Here is an 18,956-nt window from a genome sequence, read left to right on the forward strand (position 1 = left end):
ACATGACACCGGATGTCATGTATTACTGGTACGATGAAAAATGCGTGCCAGCCGGTTACTGTCGATCATGATGTTGCTGCAGACGCGCGGCCGCATGAGCGCGCCGGTGCTTGCCGCCGAATTGGAGGTGTCGGTGCGAACTATCCTGCGCGATATCGACCAGCTTTCGGCGGCGGGCGTGCCGGTGTGGTCAGACCGCGGGCGAGACGGCGGCTTTCAGCTACGCGAGGGTTGGAGTACCGATTTGACCGGGCTCACCCAACCCGAAGCGCAGGCACTGTTTCTGGCAGGCCTTCCCGCCGCCGCCACTGAACTGGGATTGGGCAGCGCCTCGGCGTCGGCGCGCCTCAAGATGCTAACGGCGGTTCCCATATCGCTGCGCGAGAACGCCTTGCGCGTCGGCGCGCGATTGCACATCGACCCCATCGATTGGTATCGTGCCGCCACACCGCCGGTGCATTTGCAGGCGGTGGCGAACGCGGTCTGGCATCAGCGCGTGCTGCGGATTCGCTACGAGAGCTGGAACGGGACGAAAGATCGCATCATCAAGCCGCTTGGCCTGGTGCTCAAGGCGGGTATCTGGTATGTGGCGGCGCTGGCCGATGCAAACAAGCCGCCTCGCACCTACCGGCTCTCCAGTATTCAAAAGCTGGATGTGCAGCCCGGCACGTTTCGCTATCCCCGCAAATTCAACTTGGCGAGCTTCTGGCAGGCCGCCACCGAGCGGTTCGAAGCGGAAATCTACCGCGGTACCGCAACGGTTCGCGTGAACCCGCTCGGCATGAAACGCCTCGTCTCGCTCAGCGCGGCTGTAAGCGAGGCCGCGGCCCTCGCCACTGCCGACGCCGGGAAAAAGAACTGGTCACGTCTCAATATGCCGATCGAATCGATCGAGCATGCGGCGCACCAGTTGCTCGGTATCGGCGCGGATATTGAAGTACTGGCGCCCGTCGGATTGCGTGACCGCATCCAGGAACTGATTCACGCGACTGCGGCGTTGTACGCTGCGCGTGCCGATTGACCCGTCGCAATCTGGCAGGATCCAAGCGACAGCTCTTCGTTGAATGGAAAAACGGGCAAGGAGCATTCTGCGTTGCCGCGGAACTGTTATCGCGCCTCGAGCAGTGAATCCAGTTCGCCGCTGGCAAACACCGAAGCCGGCGCCTCCAGTTTTATCGCCGCGGGCGCGCGACCGCCGCCCCTCAGTTTTGGCCCTTGTGGCGCGGCGAAAGCCTGCTCATTCATGGCCAGCGACACCTTCGACCCGTCGCTACCGGCGAGTTCAATCCCGCCTGTATTGACGCGGACATAGGTGCCCAATTCCCGCGCGCTGTTCGCCTCCGGCGCGTGGACGATATCGAAATCGGTGCCGCGGATGCCAATGGTGGCGACAGGCGTTTTGAAGCGCACCGCGTCCGGCCGGGACTTGCCGACCAAACCGGTCACGTAGCGGATCGCGCCGATCACAAGTTCGATGGAGTGATTCAGTTTGTCGAATGCGCCCGCGTTTTCGACCCGCGTCAAAATGACTTTGGTGCCGGGTCGCACCAGCAACTTCGCGCCGTCGTCGAGTTGCACCACCACCGTTGCACCGGCAGCGGTCGATATCGTATCCCCCTCCCGCAATGCATCGCCTGAACCAATCGCGATCGATTTGTTGGCGCGTGTCACCGACACTTCGCCTTGCAATCGCTGGACGGCACCGGCCTTCACGGATCCGGTTTTCGGCCCGGCTGGCGAGTCAATTGCTTGCGACGGCTGTGACGCGCTGCCAATCGATACCGAATCATCCAGTGCCACCACTACAACTCGTCGATTCACCATCGCATGCGGATTGGCACTGTCGCGCGGATCGCTGCTGCCTTTGCCAATCGCCGCTAGCCGCGCCACGTTCACACCGGCATTGCTCACCAGAAACTGCTTCACATTCTGCGCGCGCTGCTCGGACAAACGCAGATTCACCTGCGGATCACCGACCGCATCGGTGTGCCCCTCGATGCGAAAGCGCCGTCCCGCGAGCGCGGGCGCGTTCATCGCGGAACCGAGCCTGGCCAACAACTCGCGGCTTTCCGCACTGATTTTCGCCGACGCAAATTCAAACTGCACGGATAAGTTCAGCTGCCCCGTCGCGGGTGCGGCGGGCGCGGCTGGCTTGCTGCCGAGGCTTCGCATCCGAATGCCGCTGGCGGTTCCCGGCGCTTGCTTCGCGACCAGCGCATCGACCATTTCATCCACTGAAGGCTCGGTCGCCGCGGCGGAAGGGACACAGTTGCTCGCGGCCAGCAATACGCAGATTGCCAGCAGGAAACGAAATCGAATGTGCGAGGTCGGCTTGTGGCTGATATGGCTCATGTGGCAATTCTAGCCCTGAAGAGGAGATGGCGAAAGTCGAGTACCCGGAGGCGACCGGCAAGCCGAGCCACATTGAAGACTGGCGCAAATGAGGAGCACGGGTACATTGCGCGACAAATCGAAACGGGCCCCGACTGCGCATCGCCGCATACTGGTTACAGGCTGGCTGTCGCGTGCGATGATCCCGCTGTCATCACCCGATAACCAAGGCATCCATGCGGATATTCTTTCTTGCTATATTGCTCGCCATGTCCAGTGCCTCCGCGGAATCGCAATCGCTGACCTTCCAGAAAATTCTTGATAGACCTGGGCTGGTCACTACACGCCCGGATCACAGGATCGCCTATGGCAAGGATGCTTTGCAATCTGGCGAACTGTGGTTGCCGTCCGCAGCGCCAAAGGGCCCGCTACCGGTGGTCGTGCTGATTCACGGCGGCTGCTGGCTTGCGGAGTTGCCGGGGCCGGAACTCGTTGCCTTTCTGGCGGACGATTTGCGCAATCACGGTGTCGCGGTGTGGAGCCTTACTTATCGACGCGTCGGCCACAATGGTGGCGGTTATCCCGGCTCGTTCAACGATATCGCGAATGGTGTCGCGCATCTGCGCGAGCTTGCGGGCAAGTTCAATCTCGATTTGTCCCGCGCGGTCGTCACGGGACACTCCGCCGGCGGACATCTCGCGTTATGGGTTGCCGCGCAGAACCGGATTCCCGCGGGCAGCTTGCTCAAGCGCGAACAGACGGTGAATTTCAAGGCGATCGTCGGCATCGCGGCGATTCCGGACCTTGCGCATTTCGCGCGCGCCGGCGCGCATGCGTGTGGAGATACGACGATCGCGCAATTGGTCGACACGGCAGGTCGCGCGCTTCCCGGTGGCGCGGCAAGCGCACCTTTCCGCGATACCTCGCCCTCGGAGATGTTGCCGCTGGGCGCGAAGCAGATCCTGATTCACGGCGTGTTTGACGGCATCGTGCCGCCAGCCATTGGCCTGCGTTACCAGATGCAGGCAAAAGGGAAAGGCGAAAGTATCGAGCTGGTCACGCTCGACAATGCCGGCCACTTCGAATTGATCGCGCCGTGGACAGCTGCAGGGAAGGTGGTCGTCGAGAGGATTGTTGAGGCGGTGAAATAAACACTTTCAGGCTTACTTGGAAACAGCCAGCAGATGTGACGCATTCTCCCGGCCGTGGGGCCGATCTTCGCTACAGCGCTGGATACGGTTTGCAAAAAACACCAGCATTGGCGGGGTTTTCCGGACGTTTTCGGCCTGGAAGCCTCGTCCACGCTTGACTTTGGCATTTTGAAAAAGCACCTCACCCGTGATCCGCCCGGCGAATCTCCTCCCGCAAGTCTTGCGCAAACGCCTCCGCCAGCGTCTGGCGCACCGCGAGTTGCGGAAAGATAATCGCGTAGCGCGACTCGATGGTTTCCTTGACCGGTCGCACCACCAGGTCCGGGCCGGCAAACGGAACCGCTGTCCACCTCGACACGAGCGTGATCCCCGCGCCCGCCGCGACCAACGCACAGGCGATTGACGAACTTGGTGTTTCCAGTACCACGTTTGGCGCCACACCCAGTTTGGAAAAAGCATCATCGATCTGATAGCGCACGTAACTATGCTGCGAAAGCAGCACCATGCGTTCGCCATCAAGATCTTTCAGGGAAATCCTCGCTTTCTTAGCCAGGCGGTGGCTGGCGGGCATTACTGCCATCGACTGCACCGGGTCGAATGGCTCGATCTCGATCGCCGGTCGCGAAACCGGCAACTCGACCACACCCACGTCGAATTGCCGCGTCGAGACCAGTTCCGCGATCTGGCGTGAAGGCAGGCTCTGGACGAAGACGGTCACATTGGGACGCGTAGACAGGAACCGGGTGATGCCACGCGGTAACAGCCACTGCGCCAGCGCCGGTAACGTGGCAATCCGCAAGGCGCCGGCACGCTGGAAGCGGATGTCCTGTGCCACCTGACCGATGCGCTCGATGCTGCCGTAGAGATGTTCGATCTCGCGGTATAACGCATCGGCCTCTGGCGTCGGCACCAGACGCCGTCCGCGCCGTTCAAACAGCGCGTAGCCGATCCGGAGCTCCATCAGGCTGATGGTGCGGCTGACACCTGGCTGCGTCACGCTCATCAGCCGCGCCGCCCCAACCACGCTGCCCGTCAACATCACGGCGCGAAAGGCCTCGATATGCCGCAGATTGAGTTCCGCTTTCATACATAACAGTTTGGCATATACAGGCCACAAAGTTTACCTGTTCAACCGATATTGCGAAGAATACACTTGCCAGGTCAAAGGGTCTTCCTCTATTGGAAAAGGCTCTTTCCTGCCTGTTGAACCAAAATGGAGATCGTTATGCGCAAAACTCTCACCCTCATGTGTTCTGCCGTCATGGCCGCATCCCTCAGTGCCCACGCCGCCGAGACCATATACGTTGGCGGATCGGGCGGCTCGACCGAAAAGCTGTTCAAGGAAACCATCATCCCGGCATTTGAAACGAAGACCGGCACCAAGGTTGTTTATGTCTCCGGCAATTCCACCGACATCCTCGCCAAGCTGCAGGCGCAAAAGGGCAAGCAGGAAATTTCCGTCGCCTTGATCGACGATGGCCCGATGTACCAGGCGATCGGCCAGGGCCTGTGCACAAAGGTCGAGGACGCCGGGTCAATCAAGGAGCTCTATCCCAATGCGCGCATGGTCGGCGACAAATCCGTTGGTATCGCCTTCATCGCCACCGGGCTCGCTTACAACAAGGAGATCTTCGCCAAGAACGGCTGGAAGGCGCCGACCTCCTGGAACGACCTCACCGATCCTAAATACAAGGGCAAGGTGGTGATTCCGCCAATCACCAACGGCTACGGCCTGCTGACATTGGTGATGATGGCCAAACTCAATGGCGGTGGCGAGGCCAATATCGAGCCAGGCTTCGACGTCATGACGAAGAAAGTGGCTCCGAATGTACTTGCCTGGGAACCCTCGCCCGGCAAGATGGCGCAGATGATGCAGACCGGCGAAGGCGCGCTGGTGGTGTGGGGCAATGGCCGGGTGCAGTCCGTTGTGGACCAGGGCGCGCCGGTCGAATTCGTTTACCCAAAGGAAGGCGCAGTGGTCATCATGGTCGCCGGCTGTGTGGTCGAAGGCGCGCCGCAAACGAAGCTGGGGCAGCAATTCCTGCAGCATGTGGTCTCCGCGGAGACGCAGACGCATATGGCTAACGTGCTCGGCTGGGGACCGGTCAACAAGACGGCGAAGATTGCGCCGGATGTGGCGAAGAAAGTCGTGTTTGGTCCCGAGAAGGTCAATGCACTGATCTCGCCAAACTACGACATCATCAACACCAAGCGCGCCGAATGGACCAATCGCTGGAACCGCGCGGTCGAGAAGTGATTCGTTAAGCCGGCAACTGGCGCTGAGTCCAACATGGCCTTCCTCGAACTCCAGGGCCTCGACAAATGCTACGACGACGTTACCGCCGTCGCCGACTTCAGCCTGTCGGTGACGAAGGGGGAGTTCGTGTGCCTGCTCGGGCCGTCGGGCTGTGGCAAGACGACCACGCTGCAAATGGTCGCTGGCTTCACGCTGCCCACGCGCGGACAGATTGTTCTCGATGGCCGCGACATCACCCACGACAAGCCCAGTCAGCGAGGGCTGGGCATCGTATTCCAGAGTTATGCCTTGTTTCCGCATATGAGCGTGGCTGACAATGTTTCGTTCGGACTGGAGATGCGCAGCGTTGCCGTGAACGAGCGCCGCCAACGCGTAGCCGACACGCTGGAACTGGTGCATCTCACACCGATGGCTGGACGCTTTCCGCGCGAACTGTCCGGCGGTCAGCGTCAGCGGGTAGCGCTGGCGCGTGCCCTCGTCATCCAGCCGCCGGTGTTGCTTCTTGATGAGCCGATGGGTGCGCTCGATGCCAAGCTGCGCGAGGAAATGCAGATCGAGCTGCGTGCGCTGCAGCGACGCGTCGGGATCACCACCATCATGGTCACGCACGACCAGGCCGAGGCGATGACGCTCGCCGACCGCGTGGTGCTGATGAACAAGGGCCGTATTGAACAAGTGGGACGCCCCTTCGAAATGTACGAGAACCCCAACGGCCGTTTCTCTTCCACGTTTCTGGGCAAGGCCAACGTCATTGAAGGTCGGACCGGTGGTGCGACCAGTGAAGTGGTTGAGGCCCAAGGCCACCGCCTGCCGCGCGGTGAAGGCAGCGCCACAGGCGAGGTCGACTACATTGTCCGCCCGGAAAAGCTGGAATTCGCCGCGGCTAACGCACTGGTGCGCGGCCGCATATCGGCGCGCGTGTTCCTAGGCAACCATTGGCTCTTCCAGGTCGATACACCACTCGGCGTGCTGCAGGTGACGCAGGCCAACGTCGGCTTGCCGCAGGCTGCCGAAGGTGACGAAGTGGGCCTCACCTGGTCGGCGAGCCATGCGCGCATTGTGCCGCGCGGAACCGCATCGTGAACGAGCCGCGCAACCTGCTACCGTACTGGCTGACGGCGCCGGGCGTGCTGGCGATGATCGCTTTTGTCGCGCTGCCGATGGTGCTGACGCTGTCGCTAAGCTTGTATCCATTTTCATCGTCCACCGGCGTCGGCGAGGGCCTGACCATTGCCAACTACGCCGACATCGCGCGTGACGAGTATTTTCACGTCATCTTCGCGCGCACCTTTGGCATGGCCGCGCTGGTCACGCTGATCTGCATCGTCATTGGCGTGCCAGAGGCCTATGTGCTGTCGCACCTGTCGCCGCGCTGGCGCGCCGTGTCGATGGTGGTCGTCCTCGGGCCACTGCTGATTTCGGTGGTGGTGCGTACGCTGGGCTGGGCCGTATTGTTGGGCAACGAAGGCGTAATCAACAAGATTCTGCTGGCAGCGGGACTGGTGACCGAGCCGGTGAAAATGATGTTCACCTTCACCGGCGTGGTCGTCGCGCTGGTGCATGTGCTGGTGCCTTTCATGGTGCTGGCGGTATGGGCCTCGTTGCAGAAGCTGGACGCGGCTACCGAGCAGGCAGCTGAATCGCTGGGCGCCGGATTGCCCACGGTGATGTGGCGCATCGTGTTCCCCCAGGTGATCCCGGGCGTACTCTCGGGCGGGCTGATTGTATTCGCGCTGGCGGCAAGTGCCTTTGCCACGCCGGCAATCATTGGCGGCCGGCGGCTGAAGGTCGTGGCAACAACCATCTATGACGAATTTCTCGGTAACCTGAACTGGCCGCTGGGTGCGGCGCTGGCGCTGGTGCTGGTGCTGATCGTGCTGGGCGTGTCGATGGGCGTGAACCGCTATATCGAGCGCAAATACAAGCAGGTGTTTGTGTGAGCAAAACGCCGCGCATCTTGCTCGCGTTCCACCTGATGTTCACGGCGTTCATGCTGGCGCCGCTGGTGATGGTGGCGCTGGTGTCGTTCACCGACAAGGGCTACATCGCGATGCCGTTCGAAGGGGCATCGTGGCGCTGGTACCGCGCGATCGCCGACGCATCCGATTTCGTGACCGCATTCTGGCGCAGCCTCGGGCTGGGGGCGGCGGCAGCTACGCTGGCGACGCTGCTCGCGGTGCCGGCCGGCATGGCGATCGCCTGGCACCGGTTTCCGGGCCGGGATGCGTTGCAGGGACTGCTGCTGTCGCCGTTGATGGTGCCGCATGTGGTACTGGGCATCGCGTTGCTGCGATTCCTCACGCAGATCGGTGGCTCGAGCACGCTGTGGGGCCTGACGGCGGCGCACACGGTGATCGTGTTGCCCTACGTGCTGCGGCTGGTGGTGGCGGCTGCCACCGGGTTTGATCGCAGCATTGCACAGGCCGCCCAATCGCTGGGCGCATCGGGCTGGACGGTGTTCCGCCGCATCGAATTGCCATTGATCCTGCCGGGCGTCGCAGGCGGCTGGCTGATCGCATTCATCAACAGCTTTGACGAACTGACGATGTCGATCTTCGTTGCGTCGGCCACGACCGAGACGCTGCCGGTAAAGATGTATCACCACATCGCTCACACGATCGATCCGCTGCTGGCTTCCATTTCCACCGTGTTGATCGCATTGACACTGGTGCTGATGATCGTGCTCGACCGCTTCTATGGGCTCGATCGCGTGCTGTCGGGCAAATCGTGATGGCCTCGGTCGAAGTCGACACGCTGGTCATCGGCGGCGGTGTGGTGGGCATGGCGATCGCCTATGGACTCACGCGTGCCGGTGAGCGTGTGCGACTGCTCGACGAAGGCGACGACGCCTTTCGAGCCGCGCGCGGAAATTTCGGCCTCGTATGGGTGCAGGGCAAGGGCCACGGTAATCCGGCTTATGCTCGATGGAGCATCGCCGCGGCGCGCCGCTGGCCCGATTTCGCGCGGGAACTTGCCGAGCGCACCGGCGTCGATGTCGAGTTATCGCAGATAGGCGGCATGACGATGTGCGTAAACGACGCCGAGTTGGCCGCGCGCGCTGCCGATCTCGCCACCGTGAGAGCAGAAATCGGCGGCGATTATCCGTTCGAGGTACTCGATCACGCTGGTGTGCGCGCACTGTCGCCGCACATCGGACCTTCGGTTGTTGGAGCTGTGTTCTGTCCGATGGATGGTCATATCAACCCGCTGCGGCTGTTGCGGGCGTTGGTGCAGGGCTTTGAATCGCTGGGCGGTGAGCTGTGCGCCGGCGTCCACATCGAGTATGTCGCTCGACGGCAAGGCCAGTTCCATGTGCGCGCCGCCGGCATCGATCACGTGGCGGACAAGGTTGTACTCGCCGCAGGGCTGGGCAATAGGGCGCTCGCGCCATTGGTCGGCCTGCAGGCGCCGGTGAAGCCCAATCGGGGGCAGATCCTGGTCAGCGAGCGCGTGCAACCATTCTTGCGCCACCCATCGCTGCATGTGCGGCAAACCGGCGAGGGCGTCGTGCAGATCGGCGACTCAAAGGAGGATGTGGGCTTCGACGACGGCACCACGCTCGCGCAGTTGGCGCGCATCGCCGACCGCGCGATACGCTGCTTTCCTTTGCTGGCAAACGTGAACATTGTGCGTACCTGGGGTGCGCTGCGGGTCATGAGTCCTGACGGCTTTCCGATTTACCAGGCGTCGCGCGAGTGCCCCGGCGCCTTCGTCGTCACTTGTCATAGCGGCATCACACTGGCCGCGCAGCATGCCGGACCGCTTGCAGACTGGATTCGCGGTGGCGCTGAGCCGGTTGAGATCCGTGGTTTCAAGGCGGAGCGTTTCAATGTTTAAGCCGATCAACACTGCCGCCAAACGATCCGCAATCGAACTTTACGTCGATGGGCACGCCATCACGGCGCGCGACGGCGACACGCTTGCCATGGCGCTGATGAATGCAGGCGTAGTGGCATTTCGCCAAACCCCCGTATCCGGCGCGCCGCGCGGACCGCTGTGTTTGATGGGTGTGTGCTTCGACTGCCTGGTGGAAGTCGACGGCCGGCAGAATGTGCAATCGTGCATGGTCGAGGCGCGGGCGGGGATGCAGGTGCGATTGCCGACTGGCGCACGACGGGCGGAGGGCGGCGCATGACGCACGACCTCATTGTCATCGGCGCCGGTCCGGCGGGCATGGCCGCGGCATGCACCGCCGCGTCGCTTGGATTGAAGACGCTGCTGCTCGATGAGCAGCCGAGTGCGGGTGGACAAATCTACCGAAACGTCTCCCGGGCAGATGCGAATGTCGCCGCCTTGCTCGGGCCTGAATACTCGCACGGCCTGTCACTCGCTGGGCAGCTGGCACAATCTGGAGTGGAAGTCCGGCACGGCGCGCTCGTGTGGGATGTGGCGCGTGACCTGACGGTGACGGCTTTGCAGGATGGCCGATCTTTCCAGGTGCGAGCGCCACAATTGATCGCCGCCACCGGCGCCATGGAACGCGCCTCGCCGATTCCCGGCTGGACATTGCCGGGCGTGCTGAATGCGGGTGCGGCGCAGATCGCCCTGAAGAGTGCGGCATCCATTCCGTCGGGTCCGGTGGTGCTGGCCGGAGGTGGTCCCTTGCTCCTGCTGGTGGCTTGTCAGCTCATCGACGCCGGCGCTGACATTGCGGGCATCGTCGAGACTTCACCTTCCGCCAACCGAATCGCCGCACTGCGACATCTGCCTGCCGCACTCACTGTTCCGGCCTACTTGCTCAAAGGGCTGCAGATGATGTGGCGTCTCCGAAGTGCGGGCATTCCACATTTCACACAAGCGACTGATCTCGCGGTCGAAGGTAGTGACCAAGCCGAGGCATTGCGATTCACATCAGGTGGCCGGGCACATCGCATCGATGCGGGTATCGTGCTGCTGCATCACGGTGTCGTGCCGAATACGCAATTGAGCCGCCTGTTAGGTGTGGAGCACGACTGGGATAATGCGCAGCTTGCATGGCGTCCGCGCGTGGATACCTGGGGACAAACCTCGCTGGCAGGGTTTCGCATGGCTGGCGACGGCACGTCGATTGCCGGCGCGCTGGCCGCCGAAGCCAGCGGCGCCAATGCCGCGATCGGTGCGGCTCACGCCATGCAGCGTCTGTCTGATGCCGAGCGTGACCAGCGCGCATCATTGGCACGGCGTGCGCTGGCGAAGCAACTGCGTATTCGTCCGTTCCTCGATGCTTTGTACCGGCCGCCCGATTGGATCAACACGCCTGCCGACGATACCATCGTGTGCCGCTGTGAAGAGGTCACCGCCGGCCGCATCCGTGAGATGGCGCGCCTGGGCTGCGAAGGCCCGAACCAGGCCAAGTTCTTCAGCCGCTGCGGCATGGGGCCGTGCCAGGGGCGCGTGTGCGGCATTGGTGTTACGCAAATACTCGCGGGCGAACTCTGCAAGCCACCGTCTGAGATTGGCGCGTACCGGATTCGCGCACCATTAAAGCCCGTGCCGTTGTCTTCGGTTGCGTCTTTGGCCAACGGGACGCTGGAAGAAACTTCCACATAAGAGCAAGCAATTCGCATCAACTTTGTCAATCGATCAACGTCCGCGACGCCAATCGTCGAATGTTCGCCCATTCGTGTGCTTTGCCCAAACGCTCCTGAAGGAATCGGCAGCAAGACCGCATAAACGCTAGCACTGACGCGGCTTTCCGGACGTTTTTGTCCGGGAATGCGCGCCAGTGCTAGAGTTTCACCTTGGTGGCGCGTTGCTCCCCTCGCCCAGTTCCCGCTGCATCTGCACACTATCGAGCCAGCGCCCGAATTTGTAGCCGATACCCTTGAACACAGCCACGTGCCGGAACCCACAGCCTTGGTGCAATTTGATCGACCCCAGATTGGCGCTGTCGCCGATTACCGCGATCATCTGGCGGAAACCGCGCCTGGTGCATTCGTCCATCAGTGCCATCAACAACCGCCTGCCGATGCCGCGGCTCGTCGAGCACGTAGACCGAATCCTCAACCACGAACCGGTAACCCACGCGCGCCCGGAATGAACTCGCGTAGCTGTACCCGGCCACCTTTCCGTCCAGCAATGCAGTGAAGTAGGGAAACCCTTTGGCAAGAACGTCGCCGCGCCGGCGATCGAACTCATCGACATTGGGGGCGTCGTACTCCCAGGAGGCGGTTTCGGCGGCGACGCTGTCGGCGTAAATGGCCGAACAGGCCGGCACGTCTTCGTCGCGGGAGGGGCGGATGATGAGATTCATGTGCGCAGGTTCAAGAAGGTCCATTTCCATCACAAGCAATTCCTGCGCCGCGCGGCCAACATGTCGCCGCCTCTCTATTCCGGTAAAGCTTCCCCAAGATCCCAGAAAATCCCGGCCATGATGGCGAGACCTTCGCGCGCAATTGGTGCAAGCATGTGCTCATTCGGTGCATGCTGCGAACACGCGGAATAGGAGTGCGGAATCCATATCGTCGGCAGGCCCAGCGTATCGGCGAATACTTCATTGGGAAGCGAGCCGCCGAGATTGGGCAGGATCGCGGGCTTGTTTCCGGTGGTGCGTGCGATGCTGGCAACCGCCCAGCGCACCCATCTGGAATCCGGGTCGAGCCGGGTGGCGTGCATCGGTTCTTCGCGTGCGGGCGTGACGCTGACTTGCGAAAAGCCTTCGCGGATCAGGTGGCGCTGCAGCGCCGACACGACATCGTAGGGATCGACCCCCACCACGAACCGCAGATGGCCGCGTGCCCACGCTTTTCCAGCAATCGCATTCACCGGAAAATCCGGATTACCGACTTTCATGGCGAGTATGGAAAAACTTGACCAGCCAAACACGCGCTCGGCGGGAGACAACCCCGGCTCGCCCCAGTCGATGTCGATCTCCGGGGAATCGTCACCTCCAGAAGGTTCACAATCCTTCAGCGCCTCGCGCACGGCCGCGGGAATATCGGCTGGCCGCCATTCCGGCACGCGGATCGCGCCGTTGCGGTCGGTAATGCTGGCGATGGCATGGCTCAGGATGATGCCGGGGTCGGCGATCAATCCGCCCCAGTTGCCGGAGTGATGCGCGCCGGGCCGCAGGTCGACCGTGAGATCGAAATTCATCACGCCGCGCGAGCCCAGGAAAATGGTCGGGCGATCCGGTTTCAGGCGCGGCCCATCGGAGGCGATGAAGACATCGGCCTTCAGTTCATTCTTGTGCGCCTTGCAGAACGCGTCCAGCCCCGGCGAGCCGATTTCTTCGCCGGTTTCAAACAGCAGTTTCACATTGAAGCCGAGCTTGCCGCGCGTGTCGAGCACGCTTTTCAGCGCGCCCAGGTTGATGGTGTGCTGGCCCTTGTTGTCGGCCGTGCCGCGTCCATAAATGCGCTCGCCTTCCTGTTGCATTTGCCAGGGGTTCAGGCCGGCGCGCCATTGTGGCTCGAGGCCGCGAATCACGTCACCGTGGCCGTAACTCATGACGGTCGGCAGCTTGTCGCCTTCCATGCGGGTGGCGATCAGGAAAGGCGTTTTGCCGGCAGGGCTTTCGTACACGCGACAATCGAAACCGAGCGCTTGCAGCGAGGTGGTGAGTTCGCCCGCCAGATAGACTTGCAATTCACTCTTGCGATCGGGATTCTGGCTCTCGGTCGGAATCGCCACGCGGCGCGCAAGGTCGGCGTGAAACTGCCGGCTGTCGAAATATTGTTCAGCGGACTGGATGGCGGCTGCGCGGGTCATGTGGTTTGTGCTCCCGTTTCTCGTTTCTCGTTTCTCGTTTATCGCGCGATTGCAAGTGCAAATGAATCTGTCGCCCCGGACTAAGTCCGGGGCGACAGCTCTCAATTTATCCACTCCGCAACCGCTCAAACCCCGCCTCAAGATCGCGAATCAAATCATCCGGATCGTCCAGCCCGATGTTGTAACGCACCAATCGCCCGTCTGGCAACGGCCGCACGCTACGCGCGATGTGCGCGGTCACGGCGAGGCTTTCGAAACCGCCCCACGAATAACCGAGCCCGAACAATTCATAGTGATCCATCATCGCCGCGAGTTGTGTTTCCGTGCACGGATTCAATTCAATCGTGAACAGGCCCGCCGCACCAGTGAAATCGCGCTTCCACAAGGCGTGGCCCGGATCGCTTTCCAGCGCGGGATACAACACGCGCTTCACTTCGGGGCGTGCGTGCAGCCACCGTGCGATGTGCAATGCACTCTCCTGATGCCGCTTGAGCCGTACGCCCAGTGTACGCATGCCGCGCAGCGTCAGGAAACAATCGTCGGGCGAGGCACGCTGCCCAAGGTGCAGCGTGGTTTCCTTCAACAGCGGCCAGCAAGCTTCATTGGCAATGACAAGTCCGATCAGCACGTCAGAATGCGCCGCGTAGTATTTGGTCGCGGGCTGCACCACCAGATCGACACCGTGTTCAAACGCATCGAAGAAATATCCAGTCGCCCAGGCGTTATCCATGATGACCCTGGCACCGTGTTCATGCGCAACCTTCGCGATGGCGGGAATATCCTGCACTTCAAACGTATGCGAACCCGGGCTCTCGGTATAAACCACTGTGGTATTTGGCTGTAGCAGCGTACGAATGCCGGCACCGATCAACGGATCGTAAAATGTGGTCGCGACACCAAAGCGCGTCAGGAATTTTTCCGCGAAACGCCGGCCCGGATAGTAGCTGCTGTCCGGCATCAATACGTGATCGCCGGTCTTCACGCAGGCCAGCAATGCGCCGCCAACGGCTGCAAGCCCGCTCGAATAGGTCATGGCGCGATAACCGCCTTCCAGTTCCGCCACCGCGTTCTCAAGCGCCAGCGCCTGCGGCATGTTGACAATGCCATACGTCGGCACTTCTTCATCCGCCTCCCAGCGCCGCTGGATTTCGCGCTGCTGCGCCATTGATTCGAACAGCACGGTGGACGCGCGATGCAGCGGGATGTTGACGGTGAGCGGATCGTTGACCGGTTTGCGGCCGAGTTGCGTGAGTTTGGTGTCTTTTTTCATCTCGTTCTAATCAAATTGCGCGTCACGGCGCGAAGGTCTTCTCCATCTCGCGCCGAAACCGCACCGCGGGGTTCTTCAAATCAATGGCCACGTCTTCCCATGTCACCGGCTTGCCCGCAGCAACGTCCCGCAAAAGTTTTACCTTATGCGCAAGCCCAATGGGCAACCCGCCCATCCGACTGGAAGTAACCGCTGGCATCAGTTTCCCATACACCGTATAACCGCCCTCCCCGTCGAGCATCTCGCCTGCCTTGAGATCTCGTTTGGCGGTCGCCACGCAATCGCCGCGCCATCCATCCGGTGCACCCGTCGCCTCGCCGCGCACCGCCGCGCTGGCGACACTGATGCCCAGTTCCAGCCCGATCAGGTGAAACGGTTTATACATCGACGAATAGTTGCCGGTGTCGTCGGTGACGAGCCCGTATTCCTTGAAGCATCGGCGGACGTAATCGGTATCGGCGGCAAAGGTCACGTACACGCCCCAGCGCAGATCGCGGAATACCGGGCGGCCATCGCGCTCAACCGACGTAATGACTTCCACTTGCCCGCGATGATGCAGGTGCCCGCCATCCGCCTTCGGTCGCAGCACGCGCGCCAGGTCATCCACCCCGCACGGCGGAAATTCCAGCCCACGCGGCGATGGCGTCAGTCCGGTCGCATTCGCGACAGCCGCCATTTCAATGGCGCTCTTGGTGCCGTCGAGGAAGGAGTTGAACATCTGCGCATTGAAATCTCCGCCCGCCACCGTTTCCGCCGAAAAGCCGTAGTGGCCCCAGACGGTATCGGGCGTCGAGGCATGATACATCGGCAAATACTTGGTGCCCTTGCCGGCTGCGACAACTTCAAAGCCCGCCGCACGCGCCCAGTCGACCATTTCGCAAATCAGCGCCGGCTGGTCGCCGTAAGCGAGCGAATAGACGATGCCCGCTTCCGCCGCCCGCCGCGCCAGCAACGGCCCGGCCAGTGCGTCAGCCTCGACGTTGACCATCACGATGTGCTTCTTATGCTCGCAGCACGCCAGCACATGCGCGATGCCCGCGGATGGACTGCCGGTGGCGTCGATGATGACTTCGATATGCCGGTTGCGGATCAGCGCCAGGGCATCATCAGTGATGTGCGTGGTGCCGCTGGCAAATGCCTGCCTGAAATTCTGCGCGGCGAATTGTTCATCCTTCCAGCCGACACGCCGCAATGACTCCGCCGCGCGCACCGGATTGAGATCGGCAATGCCCAGCAGGTGAATGCCCGGCGTGCGCGGAATCTGCGAGAGATACATCGACCCGAACTTGCCGGCGCCGATCAAACCGACGCGCACCGGATTGCCGGCGGCGACACGCTGCTGCAGGAGCCGGTGGAGATTCATTGTTCCTCCTCAAGCACACGCAACAGGTTGCAGGTATCCATCGTCCCCCAACCGTGCTGCATCAGTTTGTTCAACTGCTCATAGACCAGATGGGTGGCCGGCATCGGAAGATCCTGCTGATCGGCCATGTCGGTGATCAGGCCGAAGTCCTTGTGATGCAATCGCGCCTCAATGCCCGCCGCGAAATCGCGATTGGCCATCTTCGGCCCCATCAATCCCAGCATCTTTGAGCCGGCGAATCCGGACATCAATGCTTCGACGACTTTGTTGCAATCCACACCGTTCTCCTTTGCGAACAGCATGGCTTCGGCGATGCCCTGAATGTTGATGACCTGCACCGTCTGGTTGCAGGCCTTGGTTACCTGGCCGCAACCCACGTCACCCATGTGAAAAATATTCGTGCCGAGTTTTTCCAGCAGCGGTTTTGCCCGTGCCAGCACGTCCGCACGCCCACCGACCATGATGGTCAGTGTCGCCGCATCGGCCGCTTTTGTACCACCGGACACGGGGCAATCGAGGTACTCGATGCCCTTGCCCTCGAGCTCGCGCGCGAAGCGCCGCGTCTCGCGGACGTCGATGGTGGAAAAATCGCAGACGATCGCGCCGACCTTCGCGCCGTGGATGACTCCCTGTTCGCCGAGCAGCACCTGCCCGACATCGGCGGTGGCCGTTACATTGGTGCAAATGAAATCGGCTTCGCGCGCGGCGTCGGCTGGTGACGTGCAGGCTTGTGCGCCGAGATCAACGAACGGCTGCATGGTTTCCGCGCGGCGCGCATGCACTGAGATCTGGTACCCGGCACGAATCAGATGCCGCGCCATTGCGCCGCCCATGTTGCCGAGACCGATAAAAGCGATTCTGGATTTCATGGCAATATTTTCCTGTAATTTTGCGAGCGATCCTGTTGGCCTTGTCGTGGTCATGCCGACTCATTTTACCCGCGGGTTCGCGCGCCGCCACGAAACGGCGGGCGAGGGCGTTAAACTATCCGGACAACTTCTATTTCACACGAGAGATTCGACGATGGGAAACAGGGAAACCAGAATGTCTTCTCGCGATCGCTTCATCACCCACGAGGTCACCAACCAGGCGCCGCCGCTGACGCCGTACGATGCGTACGCGACAGATGTACCGCTGCAACAGGCGCTGGTGCGCGAAGGCGCCGCGTGGGCATTGCCGGCGGTTCAGGCCTACGGCCCGATTGCCGGTGGCGAATTGATGGAACTTGGCTTCGCCGCCAACGAGAACAAACCGGTATTCAAGCCGTTTGATCGTTATGGAAACCGCCTCGATGATGTCGAATTTCACCCGGCGTATCACCGCCTGATGGAACTGGGGATTGCCCACGGCGTGCCCAATTTCGCGTGGCGTCACGCAGACACCGCCGGCGCCCACGTCGCGCGCGCGGGCTTGATGTATTTGCACGGCCAGGCCGAGCAGGGCACCTGCTGCCCGCTGACGATGACCTATGCTTCGGTGCCGGTATTTGCCCACGCACCCGTACTCGCCAAGGAATGGTTGCCGCGCATCAACGCCATCGATTACGACAACCGCTCGCTCCCGGCGTGGAAAAAGCGCGGCAACGTCATCGGCATGGGCATGACCGAGAAACAGGGCGGCTCGGACGTGCGTTTGAATACCACGCGTGCCTTTCCCCTTTCGGCTGGTGGCACAAACGCGCTTTACGAACTGGTCGGGCATAAATTCTTCCTGTCGGCCCCGATGTGCGATGCCTTCCTGGTGCTCGCGCAGGCCGAGCGCGGGCTGTCGTGTTTCCTGTTGCCGCGCTTTGCCCCGGATGGCGGCAACGATGGCAATGGAAAGCGCAACGGCATTCGCGTCCAACGGCTGAAGAACAAGCTGGGCGACTGGAGCAATGCGAGCTCGGAAGTTGAATTCCACGGCGCCACTGGCTGGCTGGTCGGCGAGGAAGGCCGCGGCGTCGCCACCATTCTCGAAATGGTCGCCCTGACGCGCCAGGACTGCATGATCGGCTCGGCGGCGATCATGCGCCAGGCGCTAGTGCAGGCGATCCACCACGCGCACTATCGCGCGGCGTTCGGTAAATTGCTGATCGACCAGCCGCTGATGAAGAACGTGTTGGCCGATCTGGCGCTGGAGTCGGAGGCCGCGCTGGCACTGACCATGCGAGTCGCGCGCGCGGTTGACGCGTCGGGGCGGGATGCACGTGAGGCCGCGTTCGCGCGCATCGCCACGGCCATCGGCAAATACTGGGTATGCAAACGCTGCACGCCCTTTGTCAATGAAGCGCAGGAATGCCTCGGCGGCGCGGGGTATGTCGAGGAATCCATCTTGGCGCGGCTGTTGCGCCAGGCGCCACTCAATTCCATTTGGGAAGGCAGCGGCAACATTCAATGCCTCGATGTGCTGCGCGCCCTCAATCGCGAACCGGAAACGCGTGACGCGCTGTTCGCCGAATTTGCATTGGTGAAGGGCGCGAACCGCCTGCTTGATCAGCATGTGGCGCGCCTGGCCGCGGATCTCGACATCAAAGACAACATCGAACTGCGGTCACGCGCGCTGGTGGAAGCGATGGCGGTGGGATTGCAGGCGGTGCAATTGTTGCGGATGGCCGAATCAAATGTCGGCGAAGAATTCTGCGCGGCGCGGCTGGGCGAACATCTGTCTCGCAATTTTGGGACGTTGCATCCATCGGCGACGTTTGATGCGCTGATCGGGCGTGCGCTGCCTAACTTTGCAGGTCGCGCTGTCCCATAAACCGGACAGCCGTCTCGCGGGTGATCCGCATGCGGATCAAACCCCCGCTCAACCTCTAGCACTGGCGCGGCTTTACAGGCATTTGTGCTCTAAACGCCGCACCGGTTCTTGACTTTGTTAATTTGCTGTTGGGTGAGCAAATCACAGCGTGTCCAC

Annotated in this window: 16 protein-coding genes and 1 pseudogene; 10 read left to right on the forward strand and 7 right to left on the reverse strand. The window is 61.7% G+C overall.

What is annotated here, in order from left to right; all coding sequences use genetic code 11:
- Window positions 1–40 precede the first annotated feature (40 nt).
- Window positions 41–1,021: a YafY family transcriptional regulator gene (locus IPP88_15735; protein MBL0124106.1), complete on the forward strand. Its 981-nt coding sequence runs from the start codon at window positions 41–43 to the stop codon at window positions 1,019–1,021.
- 86 nt (window positions 1,022–1,107) lie between these two features.
- On the opposite strand, the gene IPP88_15740 is transcribed toward IPP88_15735, so the two are convergent.
- Window positions 1,108–2,352, reverse strand: a complete 1,245-nt coding sequence (locus tag IPP88_15740) for an OmpA family protein (protein ID MBL0124107.1) — start codon at window positions 2,350–2,352, stop codon at window positions 1,108–1,110.
- 248 nt (window positions 2,353–2,600) lie between these two features.
- Between IPP88_15740 and IPP88_15745 the strand changes: the two genes are divergently transcribed.
- Window positions 2,601–3,482 (forward strand): alpha/beta hydrolase, encoded by an 882-nt coding sequence (locus tag IPP88_15745; GenBank protein ID MBL0124108.1) that lies wholly within the window; start codon window positions 2,601–2,603, stop codon window positions 3,480–3,482.
- 181 nt (window positions 3,483–3,663) lie between these two features.
- Here the strand turns inward: IPP88_15745 and IPP88_15750 are convergent, their stop codons facing one another.
- A complete protein-coding gene (locus IPP88_15750) occupies window positions 3,664–4,569 on the reverse strand; it encodes a LysR family transcriptional regulator (GenBank protein ID MBL0124109.1) in 906 nt (301 codons plus the stop codon).
- Between the two features lie 138 nt (window positions 4,570–4,707).
- Here IPP88_15750 and IPP88_15755 point away from each other — a divergent pair, with 138 nt between their 5' ends.
- From IPP88_15755 to IPP88_15785, 7 genes are read left to right on the forward strand one after another with little or no spacing between them, the layout of a single operon-like run.
- A complete protein-coding gene (locus tag IPP88_15755) occupies window positions 4,708–5,739 on the forward strand; it encodes an ABC transporter substrate-binding protein (GenBank protein ID MBL0124110.1) in 1,032 nt (343 codons plus the stop codon).
- A 33-nt stretch (window positions 5,740–5,772) separates the two neighbouring features.
- Window positions 5,773–6,822: an ABC transporter ATP-binding protein gene (locus IPP88_15760; protein MBL0124111.1), complete on the forward strand. Its 1,050-nt coding sequence runs from the start codon at window positions 5,773–5,775 to the stop codon at window positions 6,820–6,822.
- Window positions 6,819–7,679, forward strand: coding sequence for an ABC transporter permease (locus tag IPP88_15765; protein ID MBL0124112.1), 861 nt, complete (start codon window positions 6,819–6,821; stop codon window positions 7,677–7,679). Before IPP88_15760 ends, IPP88_15765 begins: the two co-directional genes overlap by 4 nt.
- A 35-nt stretch (window positions 7,680–7,714) precedes the next feature.
- A complete protein-coding gene (locus IPP88_15770) occupies window positions 7,715–8,470 on the forward strand; it encodes an ABC transporter permease (GenBank protein MBL0124113.1) in 756 nt (251 codons plus the stop codon).
- Window positions 8,470–9,576 carry an FAD-binding oxidoreductase gene (locus IPP88_15775; GenBank protein ID MBL0124114.1) on the forward strand — a complete coding sequence of 369 codons (1,107 nt, stop codon included), beginning with the start codon at window positions 8,470–8,472 and terminating at the stop codon, window positions 9,574–9,576. Before IPP88_15770 ends, IPP88_15775 begins: the two co-directional genes overlap by 1 nt.
- The gene (locus IPP88_15780; protein ID MBL0124115.1) at window positions 9,569–9,874 is read left to right on the forward strand and encodes a (2Fe-2S)-binding protein; all 306 of its coding nucleotides are present in this window, start codon (window positions 9,569–9,571) and stop codon (window positions 9,872–9,874) included. Before IPP88_15775 ends, IPP88_15780 begins: the two co-directional genes overlap by 8 nt.
- Entirely contained in the window at window positions 9,871–11,268 is a 1,398-nt protein-coding gene (locus tag IPP88_15785) for an FAD-dependent oxidoreductase (protein MBL0124116.1), read from the forward strand. The genes IPP88_15780 and IPP88_15785 overlap by 4 nt, the downstream gene beginning before the upstream one ends.
- 186 nt (window positions 11,269–11,454) lie before the next feature.
- Here the strand turns inward: IPP88_15785 and IPP88_15790 are convergent.
- From IPP88_15790 to IPP88_15810, 5 genes and pseudogenes are all read right to left on the reverse strand, one after another.
- Window positions 11,455–11,971, reverse strand: a pseudogene (locus IPP88_15790) (N-acetyltransferase).
- Window positions 11,972–12,045: 74 nt separating this feature from the next.
- The gene (locus IPP88_15795; protein MBL0124117.1) at window positions 12,046–13,428 is read right to left on the reverse strand and encodes a M20 family metallopeptidase; all 1,383 of its coding nucleotides are present in this window, start codon (window positions 13,426–13,428) and stop codon (window positions 12,046–12,048) included.
- Window positions 13,429–13,534: 106 nt separating this feature from the next.
- Complete coding sequence (gene metC, locus IPP88_15800) at window positions 13,535–14,698, reverse strand: cystathionine beta-lyase (GenBank protein MBL0124118.1); 1,164 nt, start codon at window positions 14,696–14,698, stop codon at window positions 13,535–13,537.
- Window positions 14,699–14,720: 22 nt separating this feature from the next.
- Window positions 14,721–16,061, reverse strand: coding sequence for a flagellar biosynthesis protein FlgA (locus tag IPP88_15805; protein ID MBL0124119.1), 1,341 nt, complete (start codon window positions 16,059–16,061; stop codon window positions 14,721–14,723).
- Window positions 16,058–16,930: an NAD(P)-dependent oxidoreductase gene (locus IPP88_15810; protein ID MBL0124120.1), complete on the reverse strand. Its 873-nt coding sequence runs from the start codon at window positions 16,928–16,930 to the stop codon at window positions 16,058–16,060. Before IPP88_15810 ends, IPP88_15805 begins: the two co-directional genes overlap by 4 nt.
- Before the next feature lie 175 nt (window positions 16,931–17,105).
- On the opposite strand from IPP88_15810, the gene IPP88_15815 reads away from it, so the two are divergent.
- Window positions 17,106–18,800, forward strand: a complete 1,695-nt coding sequence (locus tag IPP88_15815) for an isovaleryl-CoA dehydrogenase (protein MBL0124121.1) — start codon at window positions 17,106–17,108, stop codon at window positions 18,798–18,800.
- The last annotated feature ends 156 nt before the right edge of the window (window positions 18,801–18,956 follow it).

This window comes from Betaproteobacteria bacterium (genome assembly GCA_016720925.1).
Lineage (GTDB): Bacteria > Pseudomonadota > Gammaproteobacteria > Burkholderiales > Usitatibacteraceae > UKL13-2.

Excerpts from the sequence above, each read along its gene's own strand:
- IPP88_15735 (MBL0124106.1), top strand. The coding sequence starts at position 41 with ATGCGTGCCAGCCGGTTACTGTCGATCATGATGTTGCTGCAGACGCGC.
- IPP88_15740 (MBL0124107.1), bottom strand. The coding sequence starts at position 2,352 with ATGAGCCATATCAGCCACAAGCCGACCTCGCACATTCGATTTCGTTTC.
- IPP88_15745 (MBL0124108.1), top strand. The coding sequence starts at position 2,601 with ATGTCCAGTGCCTCCGCGGAATCGCAATCGCTGACCTTCCAGAAAATT.
- IPP88_15750 (MBL0124109.1), bottom strand. The coding sequence starts at position 4,569 with ATGAAAGCGGAACTCAATCTGCGGCATATCGAGGCCTTTCGCGCCGTG.
- IPP88_15755 (MBL0124110.1), top strand. The coding sequence starts at position 4,708 with ATGCGCAAAACTCTCACCCTCATGTGTTCTGCCGTCATGGCCGCATCC.
- IPP88_15760 (MBL0124111.1), top strand. The coding sequence starts at position 5,773 with ATGGCCTTCCTCGAACTCCAGGGCCTCGACAAATGCTACGACGACGTT.
- IPP88_15770 (MBL0124113.1), top strand. The coding sequence starts at position 7,715 with ATGTTCACGGCGTTCATGCTGGCGCCGCTGGTGATGGTGGCGCTGGTG.
- IPP88_15775 (MBL0124114.1), top strand. The coding sequence starts at position 8,470 with ATGGCCTCGGTCGAAGTCGACACGCTGGTCATCGGCGGCGGTGTGGTG.
- IPP88_15780 (MBL0124115.1), top strand. The coding sequence starts at position 9,569 with ATGTTTAAGCCGATCAACACTGCCGCCAAACGATCCGCAATCGAACTT.
- IPP88_15785 (MBL0124116.1), top strand. The coding sequence starts at position 9,871 with ATGACGCACGACCTCATTGTCATCGGCGCCGGTCCGGCGGGCATGGCC.
- IPP88_15795 (MBL0124117.1), bottom strand. The coding sequence starts at position 13,428 with ATGACCCGCGCAGCCGCCATCCAGTCCGCTGAACAATATTTCGACAGC.
- metC (MBL0124118.1), bottom strand. The coding sequence starts at position 14,698 with ATGAAAAAAGACACCAAACTCACGCAACTCGGCCGCAAACCGGTCAAC.
- IPP88_15805 (MBL0124119.1), bottom strand. The coding sequence starts at position 16,061 with ATGAATCTCCACCGGCTCCTGCAGCAGCGTGTCGCCGCCGGCAATCCG.
- IPP88_15810 (MBL0124120.1), bottom strand. The coding sequence starts at position 16,930 with ATGAAATCCAGAATCGCTTTTATCGGTCTCGGCAACATGGGCGGCGCA.
- IPP88_15815 (MBL0124121.1), top strand. The coding sequence starts at position 17,106 with ATGTCTTCTCGCGATCGCTTCATCACCCACGAGGTCACCAACCAGGCG.